The sequence below is a fragment of the Allgaiera indica genome (assembly GCF_900106675.1).
Lineage (GTDB): Bacteria > Pseudomonadota > Alphaproteobacteria > Rhodobacterales > Rhodobacteraceae > Acidimangrovimonas > Acidimangrovimonas indica.
Genome location: NZ_FNOB01000001.1, coordinates 330,743 through 356,135, shown reverse-complemented (window position 1 = coordinate 356,135; position 25,393 = coordinate 330,743). Strand labels below are relative to the sequence as shown.

27 protein-coding genes and 2 pseudogenes are annotated in these 25,393 nt (G+C 65.7%); 21 read left to right on the top strand and 8 right to left on the bottom strand.

Annotated features, from left to right (window positions below):
- A partial coding sequence (locus BLV97_RS01645; protein ID WP_143037477.1) for a transposase occupies positions 1 to 195 on the bottom strand: 195 nt, incomplete at its 3' end.
- Between the two features lie 103 nt (positions 196 to 298).
- Between BLV97_RS01645 and BLV97_RS01640 the strand changes: the two genes are divergently transcribed.
- Entirely contained in the window at positions 299 to 715 is a 417-nt protein-coding gene (locus BLV97_RS01640) for an NADPH-dependent FMN reductase (RefSeq protein WP_342028509.1), read from the top strand.
- A gap of 80 nt (positions 716 to 795) precedes the next feature.
- Here the strand turns inward: BLV97_RS01640 and panC are convergent, their stop codons facing one another.
- From panC to hmpA, 3 genes are all read right to left on the bottom strand, one after another.
- Positions 796 to 1,653, bottom strand: coding sequence for a pantoate--beta-alanine ligase (gene panC, locus BLV97_RS01635; protein WP_035837296.1), 858 nt, complete (start codon positions 1,651 to 1,653; stop codon positions 796 to 798).
- On the bottom strand, positions 1,650 to 2,477 hold the full coding sequence (panB, locus tag BLV97_RS01630; protein WP_035837297.1) for a 3-methyl-2-oxobutanoate hydroxymethyltransferase: 828 nt from the start codon (positions 2,475 to 2,477) through the stop codon (positions 1,650 to 1,652). The genes panC and panB overlap by 4 nt, the downstream gene beginning before the upstream one ends.
- A 334-nt stretch (positions 2,478 to 2,811) precedes the next feature.
- Positions 2,812 to 3,993, bottom strand: a complete 1,182-nt coding sequence (hmpA, locus tag BLV97_RS01625) for an NO-inducible flavohemoprotein (protein ID WP_035837298.1) — start codon at positions 3,991 to 3,993, stop codon at positions 2,812 to 2,814.
- A gap of 145 nt (positions 3,994 to 4,138) precedes the next feature.
- Between hmpA and BLV97_RS01620 the strand changes: the two genes are divergently transcribed.
- On the top strand, positions 4,139 to 4,621 hold the full coding sequence (locus BLV97_RS01620) for an RrF2 family transcriptional regulator (protein WP_035837299.1): 483 nt from the start codon (positions 4,139 to 4,141) through the stop codon (positions 4,619 to 4,621).
- A gap of 113 nt (positions 4,622 to 4,734) precedes the next feature.
- The gene (locus BLV97_RS01615) at positions 4,735 to 5,355 is read left to right on the top strand and encodes a class I SAM-dependent methyltransferase (protein ID WP_035837306.1); all 621 of its coding nucleotides are present in this window, start codon (positions 4,735 to 4,737) and stop codon (positions 5,353 to 5,355) included.
- 12 nt (positions 5,356 to 5,367) lie between these two features.
- On the opposite strand, the gene BLV97_RS01610 is transcribed toward BLV97_RS01615, so the two are convergent.
- The gene (locus BLV97_RS01610) at positions 5,368 to 5,796 is read right to left on the bottom strand and encodes a MerR family transcriptional regulator (RefSeq protein WP_035837307.1); all 429 of its coding nucleotides are present in this window, start codon (positions 5,794 to 5,796) and stop codon (positions 5,368 to 5,370) included.
- Positions 5,797 to 5,936: 140 nt separating this feature from the next.
- Here BLV97_RS01610 and BLV97_RS21490 point away from each other — a divergent pair.
- The 8 genes and pseudogenes from BLV97_RS21490 to BLV97_RS01570 form a co-directional block, all read left to right on the top strand.
- Positions 5,937 to 6,050, top strand: a pseudogene (locus BLV97_RS21490) (cation transporter); the annotation flags it as partial.
- Between the two features lie 566 nt (positions 6,051 to 6,616).
- Positions 6,617 to 7,270 (top strand): annotated as a pseudogene (locus BLV97_RS21485) (HAD-IC family P-type ATPase); the annotation flags it as partial.
- A gap of 96 nt (positions 7,271 to 7,366) precedes the next feature.
- Complete coding sequence (locus BLV97_RS01595; protein ID WP_035837309.1) at positions 7,367 to 7,966, top strand: RNA polymerase sigma factor; 600 nt, start codon at positions 7,367 to 7,369, stop codon at positions 7,964 to 7,966.
- A 106-nt stretch (positions 7,967 to 8,072) separates the two neighbouring features.
- Entirely contained in the window at positions 8,073 to 8,315 is a 243-nt protein-coding gene (locus BLV97_RS01590; RefSeq protein ID WP_035837310.1) for an anti-sigma factor family protein, read from the top strand.
- Positions 8,316 to 8,340: 25 nt separating this feature from the next.
- The gene (locus tag BLV97_RS01585) at positions 8,341 to 8,778 is read left to right on the top strand and encodes a DUF6789 family protein (RefSeq protein WP_035837318.1); all 438 of its coding nucleotides are present in this window, start codon (positions 8,341 to 8,343) and stop codon (positions 8,776 to 8,778) included.
- 520 nt (positions 8,779 to 9,298) lie between these two features.
- Positions 9,299 to 10,159, top strand: a complete 861-nt coding sequence (locus BLV97_RS01580) for a TQO small subunit DoxD (protein WP_035837326.1) — start codon at positions 9,299 to 9,301, stop codon at positions 10,157 to 10,159.
- A 143-nt stretch (positions 10,160 to 10,302) separates the two neighbouring features.
- A complete protein-coding gene (locus tag BLV97_RS01575) occupies positions 10,303 to 10,560 on the top strand; it encodes a metal-sensing transcriptional repressor (protein ID WP_035837329.1) in 258 nt (85 codons plus the stop codon).
- An 8-nt stretch (positions 10,561 to 10,568) separates the two neighbouring features.
- Positions 10,569 to 11,888, top strand: a complete 1,320-nt coding sequence (locus tag BLV97_RS01570; RefSeq protein ID WP_035837331.1) for an MFS transporter — start codon at positions 10,569 to 10,571, stop codon at positions 11,886 to 11,888.
- Between the two features lie 189 nt (positions 11,889 to 12,077).
- Here the strand turns inward: BLV97_RS01570 and BLV97_RS01565 are convergent, their stop codons facing one another.
- On the bottom strand, positions 12,078 to 13,574 hold the full coding sequence (locus BLV97_RS01565; protein ID WP_081824853.1) for a multicopper oxidase family protein: 1,497 nt from the start codon (positions 13,572 to 13,574) through the stop codon (positions 12,078 to 12,080).
- Positions 13,575 to 13,959: 385 nt separating this feature from the next.
- Here BLV97_RS01565 and BLV97_RS01560 point away from each other — a divergent pair, with 385 nt between their 5' ends.
- The 7 genes from BLV97_RS01560 to BLV97_RS01530 all read left to right on the top strand — a co-directional run bounded on the left by BLV97_RS01560 (position 13,960) and on the right by BLV97_RS01530 (position 20,115).
- Entirely contained in the window at positions 13,960 to 14,430 is a 471-nt protein-coding gene (locus BLV97_RS01560) for a hypothetical protein (RefSeq protein ID WP_051645781.1), read from the top strand.
- Between the two features lie 41 nt (positions 14,431 to 14,471).
- Positions 14,472 to 16,244 carry a copper resistance system multicopper oxidase gene (locus tag BLV97_RS01555; RefSeq protein ID WP_035837334.1) on the top strand — a complete coding sequence of 591 codons (1,773 nt, stop codon included), beginning with the start codon at positions 14,472 to 14,474 and terminating at the stop codon, positions 16,242 to 16,244.
- A complete protein-coding gene (locus BLV97_RS01550) occupies positions 16,241 to 16,978 on the top strand; it encodes a copper resistance protein B (protein ID WP_244520938.1) in 738 nt (245 codons plus the stop codon). Before BLV97_RS01555 ends, BLV97_RS01550 begins: the two co-directional genes overlap by 4 nt.
- A gap of 74 nt (positions 16,979 to 17,052) precedes the next feature.
- On the top strand, positions 17,053 to 17,433 hold the full coding sequence (locus tag BLV97_RS01545) for a copper resistance CopC family protein (protein WP_035841361.1): 381 nt from the start codon (positions 17,053 to 17,055) through the stop codon (positions 17,431 to 17,433).
- A gap of 2 nt (positions 17,434 to 17,435) precedes the next feature.
- The gene (locus BLV97_RS01540) at positions 17,436 to 18,314 is read left to right on the top strand and encodes a copper resistance D family protein (RefSeq protein WP_035841363.1); all 879 of its coding nucleotides are present in this window, start codon (positions 17,436 to 17,438) and stop codon (positions 18,312 to 18,314) included.
- A gap of 666 nt (positions 18,315 to 18,980) precedes the next feature.
- Positions 18,981 to 19,358, top strand: coding sequence for a hypothetical protein (locus BLV97_RS01535; RefSeq protein ID WP_143037475.1), 378 nt, complete (start codon positions 18,981 to 18,983; stop codon positions 19,356 to 19,358).
- Between the two features lie 163 nt (positions 19,359 to 19,521).
- Positions 19,522 to 20,115 carry a c-type cytochrome gene (locus tag BLV97_RS01530; protein WP_244520937.1) on the top strand — a complete coding sequence of 198 codons (594 nt, stop codon included), beginning with the start codon at positions 19,522 to 19,524 and terminating at the stop codon, positions 20,113 to 20,115.
- 189 nt (positions 20,116 to 20,304) lie between these two features.
- Here BLV97_RS01530 and BLV97_RS01525 read toward each other — a convergent pair whose 3' ends face one another.
- Entirely contained in the window at positions 20,305 to 20,736 is a 432-nt protein-coding gene (locus tag BLV97_RS01525) for an Lrp/AsnC family transcriptional regulator (protein WP_035841369.1), read from the bottom strand.
- A gap of 126 nt (positions 20,737 to 20,862) precedes the next feature.
- Here BLV97_RS01525 and rocF point away from each other — a divergent pair, with 126 nt between their 5' ends.
- The 3 genes from rocF (at position 20,863) to BLV97_RS01510 (ending at position 23,887) form a co-directional block, all read left to right on the top strand.
- A complete protein-coding gene (rocF, locus tag BLV97_RS01520) occupies positions 20,863 to 21,789 on the top strand; it encodes an arginase (RefSeq protein ID WP_035841372.1) in 927 nt (308 codons plus the stop codon).
- Positions 21,789 to 22,868 (top strand): ornithine cyclodeaminase, encoded by a 1,080-nt coding sequence (locus BLV97_RS01515; RefSeq protein WP_051645991.1) that lies wholly within the window; start codon positions 21,789 to 21,791, stop codon positions 22,866 to 22,868. Before rocF ends, BLV97_RS01515 begins: the two co-directional genes overlap by 1 nt.
- Positions 22,869 to 23,212: 344 nt before the next feature.
- Positions 23,213 to 23,887, top strand: a complete 675-nt coding sequence (locus tag BLV97_RS01510) for a VPLPA-CTERM sorting domain-containing protein (protein WP_244520936.1) — start codon at positions 23,213 to 23,215, stop codon at positions 23,885 to 23,887.
- A gap of 33 nt (positions 23,888 to 23,920) precedes the next feature.
- Here BLV97_RS01510 and BLV97_RS01505 read toward each other — a convergent pair whose 3' ends face one another.
- Positions 23,921 to 25,300 (bottom strand): efflux transporter outer membrane subunit, encoded by a 1,380-nt coding sequence (locus BLV97_RS01505; protein ID WP_035841375.1) that lies wholly within the window; start codon positions 25,298 to 25,300, stop codon positions 23,921 to 23,923.
- Positions 25,301 to 25,393 lie beyond the last annotated feature (93 nt).

Sequence of the window (25,393 nt, the reverse complement as noted above, 5' to 3'; positions counted from 1 at the left end):
CATCCGCGCGAAGATACCTTTCTCGCTCCAGCGCTTCCAGCGGCTGTAAAGCGACTTGTGTGGGCCATAGGCTTCAGGCGCATCGCGCCACCTTAACCCATTGCGGTTGATGAAGATAATCCCGCTCAAAACCCGCTTGTCATCGACCCGAGGCTGACCATGCGACTTCGGAAAGTAGGGCTTCAGACGGGCCATCTGGTTGGGTGGGAAACAGTCCCCCAGACTGTTTTCTTATCCGCCGCACTCAGTCAGCCAGAAAGGATCAGACATGTTCACCGCTCCTTTCTCGGAGCCGTGAATCACGCGGTATGCCGGAAATCAATGCATCCTGACCCTAGAGGTTGAGCCGCTGCCCGAAGCTGTCCGAAATTTCGCGGGCATGGTCAGGGATTGCGACGGGGTGAGCGCCTCAAGCCCTGAATATGTAAGGGCAATTCCCGGCGGATTGAAGAATGCGATCGACTGGCTCGTGTCGCGCGACGAACTGATCGGCAAGCCGATAGCGAAGTTGCACGCATCGCACCGCGGCGGCGACATGCTGGGGCAGCTCAGGCAGGTGCTGGCGACGGTCAGTCAGAGGTTTTCCGAGGACCCGTTCCTTCGGTTCGACCTGATGAAGATGTCGCCTGACGGGATCATGCACCATTTCGAAGCGCCCGAGCACCGCCTGGCGGTAAAGGATTTCCTCGACCGCCTTGCCGCGCGCTGTGGCTGACGAAGGCGCGGGGCGGTCGATGGGCGACCGCGACGATCTGGCCGGCGCCCGTGCAAAGCCCGCGCGCCTGGGCCTTTGTCTCAGGTCTCCGGGGGGTGCGGTGCAAGTGCCATGTTGTCGATCAGGCGCACGCCATCCAGCCAGGCCGCGACGAACAGGCGCGCGGGTTCGTCGGCGCGGTCCAGGGGCCGCAGGTCGGGGTCGCTGCGCAGTTCCAGATAGTCTATGGCCTCGACTTGTGCCTCTTGCAGGGCTGCGCGCGCGGCGTCCAGCGCCTGGGGGACGGGGGTGCCGCGGGTGATCGCGTCGATCGTGGCCTCCAGGGTTCGTGGCAGGATCCGGGCCCGCGCGCGGGCCGCGGCCTCGAGGCGCGCATTGCGCGACGACATCGCCAGCCCGTCGGTTTCGCGCACCGTGGGACAGCCGACGATCCGGGTCTTGAGGTCCAGATCGCACGCCAGGCGGCGCACCACCTGAAGCTGTTGGTAATCCTTTTCGCCGAAGAAGGCGAAATCCGCGTCGGTTTGCAGCAGCAGCTTGGTCACCACGGTCGCAACCCCGTCGAAATGGCCCGGCCGCGCGCCGCCGCAAAGGCCCTCGGATACGCCGGTCACCGAAACGGTGGTGGCGAAGCCTTCGGGATAGATCTCTTCCGGGGCCGGGACATAGAGCAGGTCGATCCCGTAGGGGGCAAGCTTGCGCGCATCGCTGTCCTCGGTGCGGGGGTACTTCGCCAGATCCTCGGGGCTGTTGAACTGGCGCGGGTTGACGAAGATCGTCACGATCACGTGGTCGGCGCGGGCGCCTGCCGCTTCGACCAGGCTTAGATGGCCCGCGTGCAGCGCGCCCATCGTGGGTACGACGGCGATGGTCTGACCCGCGCGGCGCCAGGCTTCGGTCATCGCGCGCAGATCGGATTTGCGGCGGATCAGTTTCACGATGCGGCCCCGTCGTCAGTGAACACATGTTCGGGCGCCGGGAAGGTTCGGGCGCGGACCTCTTGCGCATAGCTGTGCACGGCGGCGCCCACGTCGGCGGCCAGATGGGCGTAGCGCTTGACGAATTTCGGCTTGAACGCGTCGAAGAGGCCCAGCATGTCGTCGATCACCAGGATCTGGCCGTCGCAGCCTGCCGAGGCGCCGATGCCGATCGTGGGAATGGCGAGTTCGGCGGTGATCGTGTCGGCCAGCGCGGCAGGCACCTTCTCGATCACCACCGAGAAGGCGCCGGCCTCTGCCACGGCGCGGGCGTCGTCGCGGATGCGCGCGGCATCCGCGCCCTTGCCCTGCACGCCGTAGCCGCCCAGCGCGTTCACCGATTGCGGCGTCAGGCCGATATGGGCCATCACCGGAATGCCGCGATCGACCAGGAAGCGGATCGTCGCCGCCATGTGGCGCCCGCCCTCCAGCTTCACCGCGCCGGCGCCGGTTTCGGCCATTACCCGCGCCGCATTGCGCAGCGCCTGATCGGGGGATGCCTCATAGCTGCCAAATGGCATGTCGACGACCATCAAGGCCCGCCGCACCCCGCGCGCCACCGCCTTGCCGTGCAATATCATCATGTCGAGCGTCACCTGCAGCGTGGAAGGCAGGCCATGCAGCACCATGCCCACGCTGTCGCCCACAAGCACCACATCGCATTCCGCATCGGCGATCTGCGCGATCGGGGTGGTGTAGGCGGTCAGGCAGACCAGGGGCTCGCCGCCCTTGCGCGCGCGGATGCCAGAGGCGCTCAGGGCCTTGCGGGGGGCGGAGTGGCTCATATCGGTCCTCTTCTGTCGCTTTTCCCCCGGGGCGGCGCAGTGCGACTGCGGTGGTTTCGTGGGTTGGGGGAAGGATCGTCGTGATCGGCGCGCGGCGCTCTCTGATCGGGCCAAGGCAAGACCCGGTTGACGGCCGGGCGAGTCCACCGCCCTGGGGCGCCGCGTGGCGCGCCGGGCCGGGCCATTGGCCGGTGAGGGCGTATTTAGGGGGCCGGCAACCCCGGGTCAAGCGCGGCACGGGGCGCCGGGGCCCAACCTTGCCTCACGAGGGTGCCGCGGCCGGCCCGGGGCGGGGTGCCCCGGCGGCCGCGGCGATCGACGCCGGGGCGCCTTCTTATCCGATCTGCGCCGCCGCGGGACCGAAGAATTCGTGATGGATGCGCGCGTCGGGCACATTGGCGGCCTTCAGGCCGCGCACCATCTCCTGCATGAAGCCGACCGGGCCGCAGACGAAGTAATCCGCCTGCGTCGGGTCGCTGATCTGCGCCAGCCAATGCGGATCGATCCGGCCGGCACGGATGCCGCGCGCCAGGTCGTCCTCGCTCGGGGTCTCGTAGAAGACATGGCTTTCCTGTGCCTTGGCGCGCGGGGTCTCGGACAGGGCGTGATGGTCGCCGTCGCGGGCCGCATGGACATGGACGATCCGCAGATCGCCGCCGCCGAAGCTTTCCAGCATCGAGATCATCGGCGTCACCCCCACGCCGCCCGACAGCAGCACGACCTCGCGCTTGCCGGCGGGATCAAGGAAGAACTCGCCCGCCGGGGCGGCCACGTCGAAGGCATCGCCGATCCCGACCGCGTCATGCAGCCAGTTCGATATCCGCCCGCCACGTTCGCGCTTGACGGTGATGCGGTAGCTTTCCCCGTCCGGCGCCGAGGAGATGGAGTAGTTGCGCCGGTATTCCTCGTCCGGGGCCGGGCTGAAGCGAAAGCTCAGATACTGGCCGGGGCGATGGCGCAGGACCGGGCCGCCATCGACGGGGCGCAGGGTGAAGGACATGATTTCCGGCGTTTCCGGGGTCTTCTCGGTGACCAGGAAACGGCGCCAGCCGCGCCAGCCGCCGATCTGGGCCTCTGACCCGGCATAGATTTGTTCCTCGCGGGCGATCAGCGTGTCGGCCAGGAACCAGTAGGCTTCGCCCCAGGCGGCCAGGACCTTGGGGGTCGCGGCCTCGGCCAGCACCTCTGACACGGCGCCTAGAAGGGCGGTGCCGACATGGGGGTAATGTTCCGGCAGGATCTGCAGGCCCGCATGTTTCTGGGCGATCCGTTCCAGCGCCTCGGCCAGGACGCCGGGGTCGCGGATATGGCTGGCGTAGGCCACCAATGCGCCCGCCAATGCCTTGTGCTGGGGCGAATTCCCATGCTGATGCGACATGTTGAAGAGCGCGCGGATCTCTGGATCGGCCAGCAGGCGGCGGTACATGCAGGGCACGATCTGGTCGACATGCGCGGCCACGGCCGGCGCTGTCGCCTCGATGATCGCAAGGGTTTCTTCGGTCAACGGTTTGGCCATGGGGACTCCTGAAATAAAGATGCCGATCTGGTGTATCTATAAGGTGGAAAAATAAGATGCTAATCACAGGTATGTTCATTGCCTGCGACATTCCGTCTACCCTAGGCGGGTCTGGATGGGTCCCGCGCGCCGGGAAGGAGTGACGATGCGCCTGAACGATACGACGGATGTGGCCCTGCGGGTGATGATCTATGCCGCCTCGATGGGGGGGCGCCGCTTTACCATCGATCAGATCGTAGCGGCCTACGGGCTGCCGCGCAGCACCGTGATGAAGGTGGTGAACGCGCTGACGCAGGGTCGTTTCCTGACCGCCCAACGGGGCCGGTCGGGGGGGCTCAACCTGTCGCGCGCGGCCGAGGAAACCAGCGTCGGTGCCATCGTGCGGCATGTCGAGACGGATTTCGGGCTGGTCGAATGCCTGCGCGGCGGCAACGGTTGCGCGATCACCCGCGCATGTCGGCTGATGGCGCCGCTGGTCGAGGCACGGGCGGCTTTCCTGGCGGTGCTGGACAAGTATTCGGTCGCGGATATTGCCTTGACGCCTACGGAGTTCGGGTTGCCAGGCCCGGACCGGTTGAAACCGCTGCCCGATCGCCAAGCGCAGGATCGCCACGCGCAGGACCACTAGGTCGTGGCAACAACTGGCCGCGCAGTCTACACGGCAGCCTACACGCCGGTGAACTGCGGCATATATGAACAAGGGTTCCGCAAACCCGCCCGGACGGCAAAGGGAGTCGATGGATGACCGAGACCAAGCAAGACCATTGGAACCGGATCTACAGCCGCAAGGCCGAAACCGAACTGAGCTGGCACCAGGACGACCCCGCGCGCTCGCTCGATCTGGTGGCCGAGGCCGGTTTGACACCTGACCAAAGCGTCATCGACATCGGCGGCGGCACCTCGCGCGTCACGGACGGCCTGCTGGAGCGGGGCCTGCGCGATCTGACGGTGCTCGATCTGTCCGAGGCCGCGCTGGACAGGCTGCGCCAGCGGCTGGGCCCGCGTGGTCAGGACGTGGCGTGGATCGCCGCGGATATCACGACCTGGGCGCCCGGGCGGGTCTATGACCTGTGGCACGACCGGGCGGTGTTTCATTTTCTGGTCACGCCAGAGGATCGCGCGGCCTATCTGGAGCGTCTGTCGCAGGCGCTTCGCCTGGACGGCCATGCCATCATCGCGACCTTCGCGCCCGATGGGCCCGAAACCTGCAGCGGCCTTCCCGTGGAACGCTACTCGCCGCAATCGCTTGCCCAGACCCTGGGCCCCGACTACCGGTTGCTGACCCATCGGCTTGAGCGCCACCAGACGCCGGGGGGCGTGGTGCAATCGTTCCAGTTCAGCCTGTTTCGCAAGATCCGCTGACGGCGGCCCCGGTCAATCCACGTCCCCGTGGTGGTCGGCCAGGCATTCCGCATGGTCGCGCAGCACCTCCAGCACGCGGCAATCAGAGGTCGTTCCACCGCGGCACGCAGTGATCATGCGCTGCAACTCGCGGCGCAGGGCTTCGAGCCGGACGATCCGGGTGTCGACCTCGCGCAGCCGCCGCCGCGCGATCGCATCCGCCGCGCCGCAATCGCGGTCGGGATGGTCGGACAGATCCAGCAATTCGCGGATCGCCCCCAGCGGAAAGCCAAGCTGACGCGCGTGGCGGATGAAGGCAAGGCGGTCGAGCTGCGCATCGTCATACCGCCGCTGGCCGCCGGCGCTGCGCCCCGATTCGGGCATCAGGCCGATCTGCTCGTAATACCGGATGGTCTGGACCTTGGTGCCCGTCGGGCGCGCCAGCGTTCGGATCGTGTGCATGGCTTTTCCCCCGTTTCGGAGAACGGTGAAATTCCCCCTTGAAGCTATAGTTGCGGTAACTCCTATCTTGGCCTTCATCGAGAGCGGAAGCCGGCAAGAAAGGGCGGACGATCGCACAGGCGGAGCTGCGGGAATGGCATGTGACGGGAACGGATTGCGGATCCTGCGCGGCAAAGGTGCGCGGCGCGGTCGAGACGCTGCCCGGGGTCGAGGCGGTCGAGGTGACGCTGATGAACCAGCGGCTTTGCCTGCGCCTGGACGTGGAGGCGACCGCGCCCAAGGCGTTGGAACGCGCGGTCCGGCGGCTGGGCTATGGCATATCGCGCCCCGACACGGCGCCGGCGAGTCCCGGGTGTGATTTCGTCTTGCCGGACGGTGCCTGCCCGGATCGGCGGCCCCCCCCCATACGGGCCTTCCCGCCCGCGCCGCCGGCCGCGGTTCCGCCTGGCACGCGACGCCCAAGGGGCGCTATCTTCTTGGCTCTGGCGCGCTGCTGGCGGGGGCCTGGGCCGTGGCCCTTGCATCGGCGGGCCGGTTGCGCATTAGGCCTTCGTTCTGGCCACGCGGATCGCTGTCGCCCCCATCGCCCGGCGCGCGGCGCTGCTGGCGCGCGCCGGGATGCCCTTCACCATCGAGATGTGGATGAGCATCGCGGCCACCGGCGCGGTTTTCATAGGCGCGGGGCATGAGGCGGCACTGGTGGTTTTCCTCTTCGCGGTGGGCGAGGCGGAGGGGATCATGCCGCCGCCCGCCTCTGCCGCGACGGTGATCCCGGGCCCGGGGGGGGGCGCGGGCCATCGTGGCGAACGCGTGTTGGAGCGTCGGCTCGCCCCGCTTCGCCGCCGAGGCCGGGGTTCTGGGCGACGCCGCGCGCCAGGCCGCGGGAAGGTTGGAGCAGGCGGGCAAGGCCGTCGTCGCGGTCTTCACGGAGACCCGTCTTCAGGGGCTGATCGCGCTGCGCGAAATGGGGATCCGCGCGCTCATGTTGGCGGGCGACAATCCGGTGACGGGCGCCGCGATCGGCAAAAGGCTTGGGCTGGAATCGCGTGCCGCGCTGCCGCCCGAGGACAAGGCCGCGATCGTGGCGGCAATGACGCGGGATGATCAGGTCATGATGGTCGGCGACGGCATCAACGACGCCCCGGCGCTTGCGCGGGCGGGTCTGGGCATCGCCATGGGATCGGGCACCCATGTGGCGCTGGAGACTGCCGATCGGGCGCTGTTGCGCGACCGGGTGATGGATGTCGCCGCTCAGATCCGGCTGGCGCGGGCGACGATGGCGAATATCCGGCAGAACGTCGCGATCGCGCTTGGCCTGAAGGGGGTCGTCCTTGTCACCACCCGGCTTGGCCTGACCGGCCTGTGGGTCGCCGTGCTGGCCGACACCGGCGCGACGGTAACGGTCACGCTGGACGCGTTGTGGCTGCTGGGCTTTCGGGTGGAACGCCGCCCCGTTTCGCGAACCGGGGGGTGATGCGCGCGGCGCGCCCGCGCCCGGTTCGGTTCCTTCACACTACGCCGCGCCTGTGCCATTGTCGGCGGGCGTTCGGGACACGCGGCGGGGAGGCGCATGGGGGACGGAGAGGGCGACGAACGCGCACTGGTGCAAGCGCTTGTCGCGGGCGAGCGCGCCGCATTCGAACAGCTCTTCCACCGGCACAACGCGGCGCTGGTAAGGGTGGCCGCCGGGATCGTGCAAAGCCGGGCGACGGCGGAAGAGGTCGCGCAGGATGCCTGGGTGGCCGTGCTGCGCAACATCGCCGGCTTCGAGGGGCGATCGTCGCTGGCGGGCTGGATCTTCACGATCCTGGTCAACAAGGCCCGGACCCGGGCCGCGCGCGACGGCCGGGTGGTGTCCTTCGACGACGGCGGAGAGGAGAATTCCCTTGCGGCGGCTTTCGACGGACGCGGACGGTGGAAGGATATGCCGGCCCTGTGGGAAGAGGTCACGCCCGAACGCATCATCGCCGGGCGCAGCGTAATGGCGCATGTGACCGCTGCGATCGACGCCTTGCCGGCCGGCCAGCGCGCCGTTCTGGTGCTGCGCGCGCAAGAGGGGCTGGCAGCGGCCGAGGTTTGCGAGATACTCGGTATCAGCGAGGGCAACGTTCGGGTCTTGTTGCATCGGGCCCGGTTGGCGGTGCGCGCCGCGCTGGACGAAGTGTTGTAGGGAGATGGCGCATGTTCGACAGGTCTGCGTTTTCGCGGCGCCGCTGTAACGAATCCCTTCCTTGCGGGTCCTGTTTGCGTGGGACCTTTGAAAGGGGGCCGGCAAGATGTTGAGCTGCAAGGAAGTCACGGAACGCGCCAGCGCCCTGATCGACGGGGAACTGGGTCCGTTGCAGACGCTTCGCATGCGGCTGCATCTGGCCATGTGTCACGGCTGCGCGCATTTCCTCGCCCAGATGCGGGCGACCCGGGCGCTGACCATGACGACTCTGCCGTCCGACCCGCCCGACGCGGCGCGGATCGAGGCGATCCTTTCAAGGCTGCACGACGAAAAGCCAACGGGGGGGTGAGACCCCCAAGAAAGGGATGCAAGCCATGCAAAAGATATCCGCCGGCCTCGGTGCCGGGTTCATTGCGACTGTCGTCTTGTCGGCCTTGATGGTCGCCAAGGCGATGATGGGCCTGATGCCCGCGCTCGATGTCATCCACATGCTGAGCCGCATGATGGGCGCCCCGGCGTTCATGGGATGGGTCGCGCATTTCGCGATCGGCACGATCGCCTGGGGCGGCGCCTTCGCGCTGACGTATGAACGGATCCCTGGAAATTCTCTTGTCGTCAAGGGGATCGCCTTCGGCATCGCGGCCTGGTTTGCGATGATGGTGCTGGTGATGCCGATGGCCGGCGCGGGGCTGTTTGGCTTGTCGCTCGGGGTTGCGGCGCCGGTGATGACGCTCTTGTTGCACATCGTCTACGGCGCGGTTCTTGGCGCGGCCTTCGGGTTCCTGACGGCACCGCGCGCGCTGCACCCCTGACGGGGAATGGCCCGGCCGCGGTGCGGCCGGGCCGCCCTGCGCAACGCGGAATTTCCGCCGCGAACGGCCCCGGCCTCGGGGTAGAACGCGGTGCGGCCGTCTCTGATCCAAGAGGCCCGCCCGCGATCATCTGCAATGCGGTTTCCATCATGCGTCGCCGCCCACCGCACCTGTCGGGGGGCCGGCGGCCCCTGGGCCGCATCCTCCTCTCTCATCTTGCTCCTGCGCGGTTTCAGCGGCGCGGCCATCAACGGCCAAGTGCCCGCAATCCGGAAAAGATATGAATGTTGATACATGTCAAGGTCGCGTAATTCAGCGGGTGTAGACCGGCCTTGCCTGGGTCGAGAGCGATGCCTGATCGCCCTGAATCGGACCCCCGGTGAAAATGCCCAAAGACCGTCGAGGCCCACGAAAACGCCCCGATGTCTGCCAAGAGAGAGTAGGGATTCAAATGCAAACTGAGGCACGGACAAGGTCCGAGTTCGCGAGAGATTTCGCGCTACGCGCCGCGTCAATCACCATGGGATTCGTCTTTTTCATGGGGGGATGGCGGCGCTTCATCAACGTCCCCGCAAAGCATGACATCACCAGCCCTGCATCACTTGCAAGCAAGCTGGTCGAGGCTGCGCCCGGCTCGCCCGTCGAGCCGATGATCCATTGGGTACTGCAGCACCCCTTCATCGCGGAATGGTCGATCTACATGATGTCGACTGCCGAGGTGCTGGTGGGGCTTGGGCTGATGCTTGGGCTGTTCACCCGGGTTGCCGCAATCGGCGGTACCGGCCTGAACTTTGCATTGATGCTGATCTTCGGCTGGGAGGGCTATGAATGCCTCGACGAATGGACAATGGCGGCCCTCGGCCTGGCGATCTCGGTCAGTGTGATGATCTACGGTGCGGGGCGCTATTCGCTTGACAGCCTGCTGAAACGCGATGATTTCGCCCGCTATTTCGGACGCCAGGTCAGCATCGCGCTTACGGTGTTCTCTGTGGTCTTCACGGTGGGCTTCTACAGTTACTATTTCGGGATCTTCAAGCTGCACAAGCTTACCAGCGTCAAATCCTACCACATCACGGCCCTGCAGGTGCCCGGCAAATCCGATGAGGCACGGCTTTATGTCAACGCCGGTCCCTCGCCCGCGGCGGCCTATGTGACCTCGATCGTGTTCACGCTTGCCGACGGAAGCACCGTGGTCGAGGCCGCCGACAAGATCGCCGTGGTGAAAAGCCTATTTGAGCCCTGGTCGCATCACTCGGGCACGGTGGTCGATGGCGTCATGAAGATGGGTCTGGGCGCCATGGTCGATATCCGCCTGCCAGCGGGCGCCAAGTCGGCGGTCATCAAGATGATCAACAACAAGCCCTCGAAGGTGTCGTTCTGACCTGCCCTGAACGCTAGGCGTGATCCGCAAGTCAGCAGGACCGCACGCCGGAACGAAACCGCCCCCGCGCCCAAGGCCCGGGGGCGGTTTGCATGCGACGATGGGATGTTGTCTAATCCCCCCTGGGGGGATATAGGCGGGGCATGACCCAGCCGCATGTTCACGCCTCTCATCCCGGTATCATCAAGCGCTTGAAACGCGCCGACGGGCATTTGCGCCATGTCGTCGAGATGATCGAAGCCGGCCGTCCCTGCACCGAGATCGCGCTGCAGCTTCAGGCCGTCGAAAGCGCGATCACCGCGGCCAAGCGCGCGCTGATCCATGACCATATCGATCACTGCCTGGGCCATGGCGGCGCGGAGGACCTGTCCGACCTGCGCGCCCTGGCCAAGCTGCTGTGAGGCCCGTCATGCTGGGGATCCTGCGCCACCGCACCTATCGCCACCTGTTCGCCGCACAGGTGATCGCGCTGGTCGGCACCGGCCTGGCCACCGTGGCGCTTGGCCTGTTGGCCTGGCGGATCGCCGGGCAGGACGCGGGCGTCGTGCTGGGCACCGCGCTGGCGATCAAGATGGTGGCCTATGTCACGCTGGCCCCCGTGGCGTCGGCCTTCGCGACCCGTGTGCCACGCCGCGCCATGCTGGTATCGCTCGATCTGATCCGCGCCGGCGTGGCGCTGGCGCTGCCCTTCGTCACGGAAGTCTGGCAGATCTATACGCTGATCTTCCTGCTGCAGGCGGCTTCGGCCGGGTTCACGCCCACCTTCCAGGCCACCATCCCCGACGTGCTGACCGACGAGGCCGAATATACCCGCGCGCTGTCGCTTTCTCGGCTGGCCTATGATCTGGAAAGCCTGTTGTCGCCGATCCTGGCGGCGGCATTGCTGACGGTGGTCAGCTTTCCGGTGCTTTTCGGTGGCACGGTGATCGGCTTTCTGGCCTCGGCCCTGCTGGTCGTCACCGTGGCGCTGCCCTCGCCTACGCCCAGCGCCGCCCCCGGCGGGATCTGGGCGCGCATGACGCGCGGAACCCGGATCTACCTGGCCACCCCGCGATTGCGCGGGCTGCTGGCGCTGAACCTCGCCGTGGCGGCGGCGGGTGCGATGGTGATCGTCAACACCGTGGTCATCGTGCAAGGCAAGTTCGGGTTGGGCCAGCCAGAGGTGGCATTGGCATTGGCGGCCTTCGGCGGCGGGTCGATGACCGCGGCGCTGATCCTGCCAAGGTTGCTCGACCGCCTGCCCGAGCGCCCGGCGATGCTGGCCGGGGCGCTGATCCTGACACTTGGCACGCTTTCGGGCCCCCTGGCGGGCACATTGCCAGGGCTGATGGCGCTTTGGGCGGTGCTGGGGTTTGGCTACGGGCTGACGCAAACGCCCACGGGCCTGCTGCTGCGCCGCTCGGCCCAGCCCGAGGACCGCCCCGCCGTCTTCGCCGCCCAATTCGCGCTAAGCCATGCCTGCTGGCTGCTTGCCTATCCGATGGCGGGGCGCTTCGGCGCGGCGATCGGGTTGAATGGGACATTTCTGGTGATGGCGGGGATGGCCGCGATCGGGGTGGTTGCCGCGCTGCGCCTTTGGCCCGCGCAAGAGCCGGGCGCGGTGCCTCATGATCACGCCGATCTGCCGCCCGACCATCCGCATCTGCGCGAACATGGCCGCGAAGGCCACTGCCATCCGATCGTGATCGATGACCTGCATCCCGACTGGCGGGGCCTTCGCCCCGGGTGAACCGGCGCGGAACCGCCATCCGTTCGCCAAGCCGCCTATCGGTGCCGGTCCTCTTGCCTCACTTGCGCAGATACTTGATCAACGCCGCAATGGCCAGGACGACCAGCACCAGTACCAGCAGCATCCAGATCGCGCCAAATCCCATTCCCATCGCGTCCCTTCCTTCTCGAAAGAAGGCCTGCCCCGAGGTCAGGCCACGGTGAATTGCGCCATCATTCCCGCATCCTCATGCTCCAGAATATGGCAATGCATCATGAACGGCGTGGCGCGGTCGGCCTTCTGATCGACCCGGACAAGGATTTCGACCCCGCGCGCATCGACCACGACGACGTCCTTATGTCCCTCGGTCGCCGGATCAACCGCCTGACCCCCGCGTGACACGACCTGGAACGAGCATCCGTGCACATGGAACGGATGCGTCATCATCGGCGCGGCGACGCGCCAGAGTTCGGTCTCTCCCAGCTTTAGCTCTGCATCGATACGGCCCATGTCATAGGAGCGGCCGTTGATGCCCATGACGCCTCCGTTAGAGCCGGTCAGCCGGCGCAACATCGACCCCATCATCGTGCCGGCGTGCATGTCGAGCCGGATGTCGCGGGTGCGCACGGGCGCCCCAAGATCGAAAGGCGGCGCCGGCAGGCTGACGGGCAGCGCGGTGGGGCCGGTACCGGCCGCGCCCCCGGGCACGAAGGTTGCGATGTCGTACGTTGCAGGGGCACCGGACCCGCCCCCCATCATGCCGCCGCCCATCATGCCGCTTCGGGCGAAATCGGCACTGACCAGGCGAACCGGCGCATTGTCGCCGCTGAAGTCGACGACGATCTCGGCGCGTTCGGCGGGGGCCAGTGCCAGGTGCGTGCGCGCAACCGGCGCCGGCAGCAGGCCGCTATCGCTGGCGACCTGGTGGAACTGCCGCCCGTCGTCAAAGCCGAAATCGTAGAAGCGGGCGTTCGATCCGTTGAGAATGCGCAGACGCACCAGCCCGCGCGGCACATCCGCGACCGGCCGCACCGCCCCGTTGACACAGATCGTGTTGCCCAGGAACCCGCTCATCAGTGTCATACCGGAAGTATTGTACACCAGGCGCCCGGAGCTGTCGAAACTGCGATCCTGCACCACCAGGGGCAGGTCGTTCACGCCGTAATCCGCAGGCAACCCGTCCGGCGCGGCGGGGTCTTCGACCAGCAGCAGGCCGGCCAGACCGTGATAGACCTGAGTGCCGGTCTTGCCATGTACATGGCTGTGATACCACAATGTGGCCGCCGGCTGATGGACGTCGAACCGCGCCGACGATGTCTTGCCGGGGGCAAAGGCCCCTTGGGGCCCGCCATCCATCTTTCCCGGCACGAAGGCGCCATGCCAATGCGCCGAGATTTCGTCACCCGTGCGGTTGACGACGTCGATCCGCGCGCTGCGTCCGCGCCGCACGCGCAGGGTCGGCCCGAGGTAATCCAACTCGTACCCCAGCGTCGGGGTTTTTGTGCCGGGCACGAAGCTGTGGCTGCCGGCCCGCGCGGTCAGCGTCACGGGCTGAGCCCCGTCGGCGTCCAGGATCGGAGGGATCGGCAGCGCTGCGCCACCCTCTGCGGCGAAGGCCGGACTGGTCAGGACGAAGGGCGCCGCCAGCGCCGCGCAGCCACCCAGCAATAGTGTCCGCCGGTTAATGCCGTGACTGTCTGCGATCATGCCGTCTTTCATCAGAAATCCTTACGTTTCGGTCGGGCTTCGGTCTGTCATGGCAGAGGGCGACCCTCTGCAACAAGGAAGGGTTGCGGCCAAGGGCCGGAAAACGAATATGACGACTGATGCGGTGTCGGCAATGGCGGCGTCAAAGATGATACCCCTCGGCATCGGTGGTGGCTGCTTGCGGTGCGGCGCCTGTTCGCCGCTTCGCCCTGGATGGTCATGTAGTGATCTGGGCGCGGCAGCACTAGAGCCAGCTGCATGAGAGCATTCCCGGTCGCGCGCCCTGCCTTCGCGCGCGCCGGGGCAATCGCGCGCGCCGGGGCAATTGGCCGCTTGACTTTCCGCCGGCATCGCATTCTTGTGATCACTCCAAGGAGTACCAGGTTTGATCGGCCGCATCCTCGTTCTAATCGTTGCGCTACAGTTCGCCCTGACGGGCGCGTTCGCCCATGGGACGGTGGCATCCGATCATTGCGTTCGTCCTGCCGCCGGTCACATCCACCTTGCGACCTCGCCCGAGCATTCGCAGGATTCGGTCGGGCTTTCCGGCCGCCAGGATCTGCAGGCTCCAATGAGCCTGCTGAATTGCAACAACCTGTCCTGCGCCGACCACTGCGCCTGGTATCGGTCCTCCGCCGCGTCGGTGGATGTCCGCTCTGACCGGCCAAAGCTGATCGAACTGGGCATGACCCCTCAGTCGGTGATCATAGCCAATCTGCGCCGGCCGCTGCAGCGCGATTCTCGAGCGCGCGCCTCGGCCCGATCAGATACGCACCGTGATCCTTTCTTCGCGGCGCATCTGATCCGTCTCCATTCTTATTCCGTCACCGCTGGTTCGCGGCGACTTTCCCAATAGCGCCGCATTCTGCCAGTCAGATCGGTGTGTACGAGAAACACATGAAAAACATCAATATCTTGCGGCCTCTGGCCGTATTTCTAGGGCTGAGCCTTGCCGTGCCAGCCACTGCCAAGACCTACGATATCACGGTGGACAAGATCCGCATCGACACCGGCAGCTTCAAGAAGACCGGGATCGGCTACAACGGTAGCCAGACACCGACCGTCCTGCGGTTCCGGGAAGGCGAAGAGGTCACCATCCGGGTTCACAACAATCTGCGTGAAAGCACGTCGATTCACTGGCACGGGCTGATCTTGCCGTATCAAGAGGACGGCGTGCCGGGGATCAGCTTCAAGGGCATCGCACCTGGAGAAACCTTCACCTATCGCTTCCCGATCAAGCAGGCGGGCACCTACTGGTTTCACAGCCACTCCGGCTTTCAGGAACCGGAAGGGGCCTACGGCGCCATCGTCATCACGCCCAAGCGTGGCGAGGCGGTCCGGGCCGACCGCGATTACGTGGTGCAGTTTACCGACAAGCATCCGCACAGCGGATCGCGGATCTTTCGCAACCTCAAGGCTTCGGCCGACTACTACAACAGATCGCAGCGGACCGCGCAGGACCTGATTAAAGACGCCAAGGCCGAAGGGCTGATAGCGGCGTTGAAGGACAGGAAGATGTGGGGCGCCATGCGCATGATGCCCACGGATGTCGAAGACGTTCAGGGATTCACGGCGTTGATCAACGGGGCAAGCACCAAGCAAAACTGGACCGGGCTGTTCAAACCCGGCGAAAAGGTTCGCCTGCGGCTGATCAACTCGTCCGCGAACGCCTATTTCGACGTGCGGGTGCCGGGGCTGAAGATGACCGTGGTGCAGGCGGACGGCAATGACGTGAAACCGGTGACGGTGGACGAATTGCGGATCGCCGTCGCCGAGACCTACGACGTGATCGTCCAGCCGCGCGAGCGCAAGGCCTATTCCATCATCGGCGAAAGCATGGGGCGCACCGCGATGGTACGCGGCACCCTGGCGCCTTCGGCGGGCATGGTCGGGCCCAGCTTCCCGCTGCGTCCCAAGCCGCGGCTCACCATGGCGGATATGAGTGGCATGATGAGCGGAATGGACCATTCCGGGGACAAGATGGGAACTGCCGACATGGCCGGCATGGATCATTCGGGCATGGGGCATTCGGGTTCTGACATGAAGCCCGCGAACGACATGCCGGGCATGGATCATTCCGGCCATGACATGGGTGGCAAGAGCATGGCAGGCATGTCCGGCATGTCCGGCATGTCCGGCATGGCAGGTATGGCAGGCGCTGGGCAGGCTTCTTCCAAGGGTAAGATGCGCAGCCCCTCGTTCTATGCGCCGGGCAGCGGCCTGATCCCCACGGCGGCGAACGGCGGCAAGTTCCTCGGCTACGAAGACCTCGCCGCGCGCAAGCCCCTCTATCGGGACCGTCCCGCGACACGAGAAATCGAGATCCGGCTGACCGGCAACATGGAACGCTACATCTGGTCGATCAACGGCAAGAAATATCAAGACGCAGAGCCGATCCGCCTGAAATACGGCGAACGCGTCCGCTTCAAGTTCGTCAATGAGACGATGATGGCCCATCCGATGCACCTGCACGGGATGTGGACGATCCTGGACACGGGCAAGGGTGCCTACAATCCCGCCAAGCACACGGTCAGCATCGCCCCGGGCACCACGGTCTACACCGAAACCGAAGTGGATGCGGCGGGGCAGTGGGCGTTCCACTGCCACCTCGCCTACCACATGAGCAGCGGCATGTTTCGCAAGGTCATCGTCGAAGGAGGCCCGGCATGAGCGGCACGAAACCCAAGGGAATGAACGGCATGAAACAGCTGATAATCGGGATGCTCGTGGGGCTTGTCGCGGCGCCTGCCGCAATGGCTGACGTGGGCGTTCCGCCCACGGTCTGGAGCTTCCGGACCGAGAAGCTGGAGTATCGTCTCGGGAAGAAGGAAAACTCTCTTGCCTGGGATTTCGATGCGCGCGTCGGAGGTGACGAATATCGCCTTGTCTGGAAGAGCGAAGGCCTGCGCATCCTGGGCGGTGGCTTCGCGGAGTTAAACAACGAGCTTCGCTTTCAGAAGCCGATATCCGCGTTCTTCGATACCTTCGTGGGTGTCGCCGCTTCGACCCCGGATGGTGAGCCCCAGCGCTACTACGGGAGCCTGGGCGTGACGGGCCTTGCGCCGCAATGGTTCGAAGTCGAAGGCGCGCTTTACGTGTCGAAATTCCCCTATATCAGGGCCAGAGCGGACTATAGAGCACTGATCACCAATCGGCTGATCCTGACCCCGGAGGTGGTGCTAACCATGCCGCTGGCCGATGATCCGGCTCGAGGAATCGCCGCAGGCGGGGCTTCAGCCGAGCTGGGCCTGCGGTTAGGCTACGACCTGATCGACCGCAGTGTCGCGCCATATATCGGTCTGAACTACAAGCGTTCCTTTGGCGGCACCGCCAAGCTGGTCAGGGCCAGCGGCGGAAGCGTTGGCGAATTGACCGGGGTCCTCGGCGTCAACTTCTTCTTCTGACAAGCGTCTGCCCCCGGCGCCACCGTCGGGGGCAGCACATGACGTTTACTTCAAGCGAACAGGAAATAAATACCATGATTACCATTCGTCTTCCCCACACCGCCACGACCGTCTTCGCTGCGGCCTTCGCGCTTGGTATCTCGCTGGCGGCAGGCAACGCGTTCGCCCATGGCAGCGGCATGCAAAGCATGCCAGCCGATGGCCAGACCGTCGCAGCCGGTACCAAGGTCATGCACCTGATGTTCGACGCTCCCATGCGGGTCACCAAGGTCACCATGACTGCGCCGGAAGGCAAGACCTACAAGATCAACGGCCCCGCGGCCAATCAGGCCGTCAAGGTCTGGGAAGGAAAGCTGCCCAAGCTTGCGCGCGGCAAGTATAAGGTGGACTGGCGCGGCATGTCGCCCGATGGCCATCCGATGAAAGGCGATTTCGCCTTCACCGTCGGGCAGTAACCATGGGGGGAGTTCTTGCCGCGCTGGAACCGGTGCAGATCGCGTCGATCCTGGTGAAAGCGGCAATGTATGTTGGAGCCTTGCTCGCCGCGGGCTCCATCATCAACCTGTGGCTCCTTACGGAACTGGATAGCCCGGCACGCCGACGATTGCGCAGGCTCGCGGCCATTTCGGCCGTGGCCGGGGTGGTTTTCGGCGCGCTCAGCATACCTTTGCGCGCCGCATTCCTTTACGGCGGCTTCGAAGGGGGCCTTGACCCCATGATGTTGCAGGTCGTGCTGTTCAGCCCGCTGGGATATTCCGTCGGGGTTATGGCGCTGGGGCTGACCGCCGTTTTCCTGGTGGTCTTCGATCACCGCTGGACACGCCTGATCGCGCTTCTGGGCGCGATGCTTGTGGCATTCAGCTTTGCCCTGCGCGGTCACGCCATAAGCGAGCCGCGCGCCCTCCTGTCGGCGCTGTTCGTGACTCACATCATCGCGGTCAGCTTCTGGATCGGGGGCTTCTACCCGCTTTACGACATGGCCGGACGCGGCACCGCGGCGGCCACGCGCACGGTAGAACGCTTTGGACGCGCGGCCCTGGTCATGGTCGGGCTGCTGGTCCTGGCAGGGGCAAGCCTGCTGTGGCTGCTGGCTGGCAACCCTTTCACGGCGCTTGCACAGCCTTGGGGCCAGTTCATCGCGCTGAAACTGATGGTCGTTGCCGGCCTCCTGGGTTTGGCGGGGTTGAACAAGCTGAGATTGACACCGGCGCTCGCGGCCACCGGCGACGGTGGGCCCCTGCGCCGTTCGATCCAGTGGGAAACTGTGGCCTTCGTGGCGATATTGCTGATCACCGCCAGCATGACTTCGTTGGTCGCACCAGAGCACGCGGGCTGAATGCCGGTGCTGCGAAAGCAAGGCGCCGGGCTTGGGATGAGCAGCGGTTCCGGGGCCGCGGGCCGCTGCAAGATCCGCGGCGGCCCTGTCTCTGCCTGCGCCTGGCCTGGCTTCGGGCTGACTACACCGGAATTCGCGCGCCGTCCCGCACTGCGCTATCACCGGCTCCTGAAGCCGAGGGCGGTGCCACCGACGGCCCGGGACCCGCGCGACCCGAAAGGCAGAGTTTTCGGCGGCGATCTGGGCCACCTGACTGAACCACGGCCCGCGCGGTCCGCGAATGCGAATGATCTTTGTCCTGACGCTGACCGATCGCCCTCTGAATCACCTCTGTGCGTGCCGCTCGGGCCGCGTGCCCCGGACCGCTGGAAGACGGAAGAAACGATGTTCGCCTGACCGCGCATGACACGGCGTGTCGTAGTCTCTGCCCAGGGCCTTTCACCGCCTGGCCAACGCGCACGCCAATCAACAGAGGCCCCGCGACCGGCGCCGGAAAATTGCGACCCAGAGGCGGATCGGGCGAGGCCATATTCAGGATCGCAACTATATCGCCGACCTCGTCGGAGGCGAAACTGCGACACTCTTGCCCGCACCGCGCGGCGGGAAACGGCTGACGCCCTGGGCGATGGCTGCTATCTTCATCGCCGGTGAATGTGGAGGACCGGTTTGAACGGGCGCACGGGATGGTCGGCGTGGTTGGGGATCGCCCTAGTCGGTGCGCTGCTTTTGCTGGTCCTGACGCCGGTCCCGGGCGTCGCGGATGTCCATACGCCCTGCGCGGCGGCCACACCGGCCCATTGCGATGCGATGCCCGCCTTGGCCAAGTCTTCCCCGTCATATGCGCCGAAGGCCGGGTTTGCTTGCGCCGCCGACGCGGTAGGCTGCCATGTCGCAGACTGCACCGGCGCATTCTTCACCTTGAGCGGCACAGCCGCCGTATCGGCCCCCACAGCCAGTCTGGCGGTCGAACATGCATTGCTGCGCCGGGATATCGTCGGCACGGCGCCATCCTTCGACCCACCGCCTCCCCGGTTCCTTGCCTGATCGTCCGGGCCCCCACGCCCTGCGTTCAAGAGACAATGGAACAGGACCGTCGCTCATTGCGCGGTTCGGGTATGCAAAGGATCAATCAGGTGAATATGAGACAAATATTACTGCTCAGCGCCTGCGGCGCGACGCAGGCCGCTGCCGTCGGCAGGCAGAGGACATGGAAAGAAAACCGCACAACCGTCTTCGTTGCGGAAAATTTGGGCGACTGGCCCGTTCACTGGCGCGCCCAATCCCCCTCGGTGCCGCGCATGGAAGCCTTGGGCGGAGCGACGGCATGAAAACCACGGTACTCGTTCTTTCCATCGGCGCCGCGATGATCGGTGTGGTGCTTTGGCTGGCCTGGCCCCGGAACGACAGCGCGTGGCCCGTGCAGCCTGCGACGGTCGACATCGCCCAGGGCCAGGTGCTTTATCAGGCCAACTGCGCAGCGTGCCACGGGGATCGGCTGCAGGGCGACCCGGATTGGCGCCGCGCCGGTCCCGACGGGGTTTTCCCGCCGCCGCCGCATGACCAGACGGGCCATACATGGCATCACGGCGACGCGCTGCTTTTCAACTACACGAAACTTGGCGGTCAGGCGATAATGGACGGCGGCGGAGCCGGCGGCAAAAGCGGCATGCCCGGCTTCGGCGCAACGCTGAGCGATGCGCAGATCTGGGATGTTCTGGCCTATATCAAATCGACATGGCCGCCGCGCGTTCGGGCGATGCAGGCAGAACGCACGAAGGCCGAACGCGCAAGGAGCAGATAGGCGCGCGGTCCCCTCCCGCGGGCGGTTCGGCACATTGCCGGACATCGCATGAACGCCGCGATAGCCGCCCGCGATTTGCGCCTTCCTGCGCCATTTCGCATTCGTCAATCGCCTCTGCCGCGCCGCCGTCGGCGGGGCCGCAGGCAGGTGACAATCACAACCCAGGCCCCGGCCGTCTTCCAAGGGCCTCTATCCCGTCACATGCGCCAGCAAAAGGCAGCTTTCGCTGCGCAGCACACCGGGCACTTCGCGGATCTCGCGCAGGATGCGGTCGAAATCCACCAGGCTCGCGGTCTTGATCTCGACCACGAGATCCCAAGATCCATTGGTCGCATAGATCGTCGAGACCCCGGCCACGCGCCGCAACGTGCGGATCACCGCGCGCGACATCTTGCCCTGCAACTCGATCAGCGTGATCGCCTTGATCTCGCCTTCCACATCGACATCGGTTTCGATCGTGAAACGCCGGATCCGGCCGGTCGCGACCAGCGCGTCCAGACGGGCCCGCACGGTGGTGCGTGAGATCCCCAAGCGCTGCGAAAGTTCCGTCACAGACGCGCGCGAATTTTCCCTGAGCGCCGAAATCAACGCCCGGTCGGCGGCAGAGGCAGCTTCAGCCATGACATTCCCATTTTGCCAAGTGTATTTAATCAATATGATCAGAAAGCGCGGCAATATTGTCAATTTTTCGCGCAAACCCTCCATCGGCTTCTGGCACACTCACCCCCGCAACATCCAGGAGAGGCCATGACCCGCACCTGTTCCCTTCTTGGCGTCCCGGTCGAGACCGGCGCCGCGCAACGCGGCTGCACCATGGGCCCCGCCAGCCTGCGCACCGCCGAACTGGGCGAAATCATCGCCGGTCTGGGCTGGCAAGTAAGCGACCTGGGCGATTTGACCGTTCCCGCCACCCCGGCGCGGGCGCATGACAACGCCGCGATCCACCACCTGGCCGAAACCGCCGCCCTGATCGGCGCGCTGGAGCCGGCCGCCTTCGACGCGGCCCAGGCCCATGACCGCGCGATCTTCATGGGCGGGGATCATTCCATGGCCGCGGGCAGCATCGCCGGCGTTTGCCGTCACGCCGCCGCGCGGGGCCGGCCGCTTTTCGTCCTTTGGCTCGATGCGCATCCCGATCTGCACCGGCTGTCCACGACCACCAGCGGCAACCTGCACGGCACGCCGATGGCCTATCTGATCGGAGAGCCGGGTTTCGAGGCCTACCCGCCATTGGCCCATCCGCTGGCGCCGGAAAACATCTGCATGATGGGCATCCGCTCGGTCGACGAACCCGAGGCCGCGCATATCCGCGACCGCGGGATCGAGGTGCACGATATGCGGGCCATCGACGAAACCGGCGTGCTGGCGCCACTGGAAAGCTTCCTGGCCCGGGTCCGTGCCGCGCGGGGCCTGCTGCATCTCAGCTTCGATGTCGATTTCCTCGACCCCGCCATCGCGCCCGGCGTGGGCACCACCGTCCCCGGCGGCGCCACCTTCCGAGAGGCCCATCTGATCATGGAAACGCTGTGCGACAGCGGCCTTGTCACCTCGCTCGACCTGGTCGAGCTGAACCCCTTCCTCGATGAACGCGGCCGCACGGCTAAATTGCTGTGCGACCTGACGGCCAGCCTGTTCGGCCGCCGTGTCCTCGACCGCATGACGCGGAGCTTCTGATGCCGCTTCGCCCCCAGCCTTCGCCCCTTGCCTATGTGCCCTTCGTCAGCGTCGACAACATGATGCGCCTGGTCAACAGCCTGGGCGTCGAGGCCTTCCTGACCGAACTGGCCACCTATATCGAGGCCGATTTCAGGCGCTGGCCGGAATTCGACAAGACCCCGCGCGTGGCCAGCCATTCCCGCGACGGGGTGATCGAGCTGATGCCGACGGCCGATGCCGAAAACTACGGCTTCAAATACGTCAACGGTCACCCCAAGAACATGCGCGCAGGCTATCAGACGGTCACCGCCTTCGGGGTGCTGTCGTCGGTGGCGAACGGCTATCCGATCTTGCTCAGCGAGATGACCGTGCTGACGGCGCTGCGCACGGCCGCGACATCGGGCCTTGTCGGGCGCTATCTGGCACCCGAAGGTGCGCGGGTGATGGCGATGATCGGCAATGGGGCGCAATGCGAATTCCAGGCGCTGGCGTTCCGCGCGCTGTGCGGCATCGACCGCCTGCGGCTGTATGATATCGACCCGGCCGCGACCGAGAAGGCGGCGCGCAATCTTGCGGCGCAGGGATTTCAGATCACGCGCTGCGGCAGTGCCCAGGAGGTGGTCGAGGGTGCTCAGGTCATCACCACCTGCACGGCCGACAAGCAATGCGCCACCGTGCTGACCGACAACATGGTGGGTAGCGGCATCCACATCAACGCGATCGGTGGCGATTGTCCGGGCAAGACCGAACTGCATCGCGACATCCTGCTGCGGTCGGACATCTTCGTGGAATACCCGCCGCAGACGCGGGTAGAGGGAGAAATCCAGCAGCTTGCCCCCGACCACCCGGTGCAAGAGCTGTGGCAGGTGATGCGCGCCGAGGCGCCGGGCCGGCGCGACGGGCGCCAGATCACCCTGTTTGATTCCGTGGGCTTCGCGATCGAGGATTTCTCGGCCCTGCGTTTCGTCCACGACCGGATCCAGGACACCGAATTCTTCGAACCGCTGGATCTGCTGGCCGATCCCGACGACCCGCGCGACCTGTACGGAATGCTGATCAGGGCGGGCCGGCCTTCTGAAGCGGCGCCAAAGCCCTAGCGAGAATAGGCGTTCGCGGGCGCGGCAAAGGTCGCGTCCTTCGTGCGATCCTATTTCGCGAAAGTCGCGTCTGTTGCATGGCGCGCTTCCCATGGCCCGAAATCCGCGCTTGCGAATGGCTCAAAGCGGTCTGCACCGCGCGAAAGCAGCCGAGCAGCCAAATGATTCGCTTCCTGGCCCGCCGTTGGCATATCCAGATGCAATTGGCGATTGTTGAGCATTAGTGGAACGGCACAACCTATTTGTCATTCCGTACCGGCGCAATACATCCCACGCGTGCATTTGGGGTAGATTCCAAGGAGATTCCACAAAATGACTCGGATCACCGACGGCGCGACAGTAGTGTGGCAAAATCGTGGCAATATTGTGCCAGATCGATTGCATTAGGAATTGAGACAATGATCAATTTTCGAGCACTTACTCTTGCGATTGCGCTCAGCGGCGTTGCCGGCGCGTCTCAAGCCGCTGTGGTATATTACAATACCTATGTGACCGGCGCCGATCTGGGTACCACCAATGTCGCCAAGGTCGAACTGACCGACAGCGGGTCGAACACGATCTTCAAGATCTCCAATACGCTGGCGGCCTATCCCGCCGGTTTCATCAATCAGCTTGGTCTGGATTACGTCGGGTCGGCGCTCTCTGCGCTTGGCTTTGGCAATTTTTCGGGGGTCGCGCCGCTTTCGATCTCTACGAACAGCGCGCCGCCTCCGGGCAATCCCTACAATGTTGTCATCGACTGGAACACCAGCAACGCAGGCGGTGGGATCCATCGCCTCAACCCTGGCGAAGATACCGCCTTCACGGTGTTCAACGCGAATACCTGGGATTTCAATTTTGCGAATGGGGTGACGCAGATTCATGTGAATGCCACGGCAAATGGCAATTCGACCAAGTATACGACCCCGGTCGCGCCCGTGCCGCTGCCCGCGGCCGGCCTGATGTTGATCGGCGGCCTGGCCGGGCTTGCGGCGCTGAAGCGGCGGCGCAAGCAGACCCAGGTTGCAGCGGTCGCCTGACCGCATCCGATGCCCTGCCCGCGCCGAGCGTCGTCACTTCTGCGGCGCGTCCTGTCCGGCGCCAAGCCCCAGCGCCACATGCAGCGCGATGAAATCCGTGGCAAAGGCCCGCCGGGTCTGCGCCAGGCTGGCCCGCGCATCCGCGATCGCGCGTTCGCGGTCCAGCAGATCCAGAACCGTCACGTCGCCATGGCTGTCGAGCAATTCGCGCGAAAGCTTTAGCGCCTGCGCGTTCAGCGATACCGAATACGATGCCATCGCCACCGCCCGGCGCGAGGCCGAGACCGAGGCCAGCGCGCTCGAGACCTGCTCGACCCCCGACAACACGGCCAGCCGCCAGGCCTGATAGGCCTGGTCCGCCCGCGCCTGTGCCGCATCCACATTTGCCGCCAGCCCCGGCTGATTGAACAGCGGCAAGACCAGGCCCGCACCCAGGGACTGGCCGCTTTTGAGCGCGCCGTCGAAGGGGGCGACGATCTGACCGGACAGGCTAAGCGAGGGATAGCGCGCGGCTTCGGCTGCGTTCACGTCGCTGACTGCGGCCGCGTAATTGCGTTCGGCCTGCCGGATGTCGGGGCGGCGGCGGACAAGATCGGCCGGCACCCCCAGCGCGGCCTGGCCGCGGGGCAGGGGCTGCCTTCCGGTATCGCGCAGGTCGATATTCAGCGCCCCGGCCGGCACCCCAAGAAGCGTGGCGATCCGCGCGGCCTGCTGGGCGATCCGGGCACTGATCTGCGGGATCTGCGTCTCCGTCTGGGCGATCAACGCCTGGCTGCGCAGCTTGTCGAGCTTGGTCGCGGCGCCGGCGGACAACAGCGTCTCGATTCCGCGCAGGGTGCGCCGGCGCGAGGCCAGATCGCTGTTATGCTGACGCAGGCTTGCCTGATAGAAGCGCAGGTCGATATAGGCCTGCGCGAGGTTCTGAAGCAATGTCAGCCGAGCGTTCTGCAACCCGTAGCCCGCAGCCTGCAGCCGCTCTATCGCCGCCCGGGATTGTGCCCGCGCCGCGGGAGAAAACGAAAGCCCCAGCGCGCCGATGCTTTCATCCACGCTGGTTCCGCTGCCCTTCTGCACCGACAGGTTCAGATTGCCGGCGACCGTGTTGCCCGCGCGGCGCGACAAGGCCGCGGCTTCGGCCAACCTGGCCTTGGCCTGCGCCACCGTCACGCTGTCCGACAGGCCGCGAGCAATCAGACGGTCCAGCACCGGGTCGCGGAAGCTCTTCCACCATTCGTTCTGATCCGCCGGCACAACCGGCAGCGGGGCCAGCCGCGCGTATCGGTCCGGCAACGCCATCTGCGGTTCGTGATAGACCTGCCCGACCGAACAGGCCGAAAGCACGATCACCAGCGGGGCCACGCGCGGTAGCGCGGCCACGGGGCCCCAGCCCCATCGCAAAATCCGACGTTCCATTGTCCTGCCCCGGCCTCTTTCGGCTCTCGGTTTCATGCCTCATCGCCCGTTCGTGCGGGCAATGACGTCTATGTTACCAGAATTTTCCGAGAA